Origin of the sequence: Kitasatospora sp. NPDC048540, assembly GCF_040651175.1 — a bacterium.
Taxonomy (GTDB): Bacteria; Actinomycetota; Actinomycetes; order Streptomycetales; family Streptomycetaceae; genus Kitasatospora.
Map to the genome: position 1 here is coordinate 1 of NZ_JBEZIR010000265.1, position 1,698 is coordinate 1,698.

2 protein-coding genes and 1 tRNA gene are annotated in these 1,698 nt (G+C 70.3%); 2 read left to right on the top strand and 1 reads right to left on the bottom strand.

Features of this window, described 5'->3' with window-relative positions; all coding sequences use genetic code 11:
- On the bottom strand, positions 1-218 hold a 218-nt coding region (locus AB0D08_RS40730), incomplete at its 3' end, for an ATP-binding cassette domain-containing protein (protein WP_359895421.1).
- Positions 219-569: 351 nt separating this feature from the next.
- Between AB0D08_RS40730 and AB0D08_RS40735 the strand changes: the two genes are divergently transcribed.
- Positions 570-654 (top strand) — tRNA-Leu (locus AB0D08_RS40735).
- A gap of 116 nt (positions 655-770) precedes the next feature.
- On the top strand, positions 771-1,698 hold a 928-nt coding region (locus tag AB0D08_RS40740), incomplete at its 3' end, for a Bax inhibitor-1/YccA family protein (RefSeq protein ID WP_359895420.1).

The window sequence follows — 1,698 nt, forward strand, 5'->3', positions numbered from 1 at the left end:
GTGCCGCCGATGGTGGCGGAGCCGGAGGTGACGGTGTCCAGGCCGGCCATGCAGTGCATGAGGGTGGACTTGCCGGAGCCGGAGGGGCCCATGATCGCGGTGAACTCGCCCTGGCCGAAGGCCACGCTGACGTCGTCCAGGGCGACGACCCGGGTCTCGCCCTCGCCGTAGACCTTGTTCAGGCCGACGGCGCGCGCGGCGGCGGTGGTGGTCGTCATCGTGGTCACGGGAGGGCTCCTGCCGGAAAGGGGGGACGGTACTCCCATGCTCCCGGGCGGCCCCGGCCGGATCCGTCGCTCCGGCGGACGGTTGGCCGGACCATCGCGAGGCGTACACCGGACCGTCACCCTCCTCCTGCGGGATGACACCGTCCCTGAGGCCCGGTGCGGCCCGGTGCGGCCCGGTGCGGCCCGTCAACTGGCCGATAACAGTGCTTCCGCTGGCCGGATCACGAACGGTTCGTCAGATGGCAAGGAAGCATGACAACTTCCGGGGCCGGGAACATGCGAAACCGGGAGTCGGACGACTAGGCTCAGGGGGTAGCCCGAACAGGGGCGGGAGCGGTTCACGCCCGGGTGGTGGAACGCAGACACGGGCAGCTTAAAACTGCTTGGCCGTAAGGCCGTGCCGGTTCGAGTCCGGCTCCGGGCACCAGCTCCGCCTGCTCGGCCGCGAGAGATCATCCTCGCGGCGTACGCGCACTGCTTTGCCAAGACATTACTCTTGTCCGATGGTGGGCGGTGCCGTGCCGTCCCCCGGAGGGAATGAGCATGAGAAGCAGCAATCCGGTCTTCTCGCGGGACGGGGCCTTCTCCCGCGACACCGGCTACGCAGGGTTCGACACCACCCGGCAGCAGCCCTACGGGGCCGACCCGTACGCCAACAACCCCTACGCCAACGACCCGTACGGCCAGCAGCCGCACGGCGGCCGGCCCACCGACGAGCAGCTGGCCACGATGTACCGGGCGCCCTCCGCCGGGCCGCTGGACACCGGCCGGATGACCATGGACGACGTGGTCGCCCGCACGGCGATCTGCCTGCTCACGCTGCTGGGCGTCGGTGCGGCGGCCTGGTTCACCGTGCCGGTCGGCAACTTCGGGCTGGCGATCGGGGCGTCGCTGGCGGCGTTCGTCCTCGGACTGGTCATCAACTTCAAGCGGAGCATCAGCCCGGCGCTGATCCTGCTGTACGCGGCACTGCAGGGCCTGGCCCTCGGGGTGGTCTCCCGGGCGTTCGAGACGTTCTGGGACGGCATCGTCATCCAGGCGGTGCTCGGCACCGTGGTGGTCTCCGGCGGGATGCTGCTCGCCTACAAGAGCGGCTGGATCCGGGTCACCGGACGGTACGCCAGGATCGGCACCGCCATCGCGCTGGGCTTCAGCTTCCTCGCGATGATCGACTTCCTGGCCTGGACGGCCGGCGCCGACCTCGGTCTGGGTTCCGGCCCGCTCGGCCTGCTCTTCGGCCTCGGGGGCGTCGCCGTGGGCGCGTTCCTGCTCAGCCTCGACTTCGCCGAGATCGAGGCGGGGATCCGCGGCGGGGCTCCGCAGGCGGAGTCCTGGCGGGCGGCGTTCGGTCTGGTGGTGGCGCTGATCTGGATCTATCCTGCAGAACAAGGGGCAGGCCGCCCGGGTGACCACCGATATCGAGGTGTTCCGGGCCAAGTCCGTACCGCCCCAGACCACTCGGGCGCGTCTT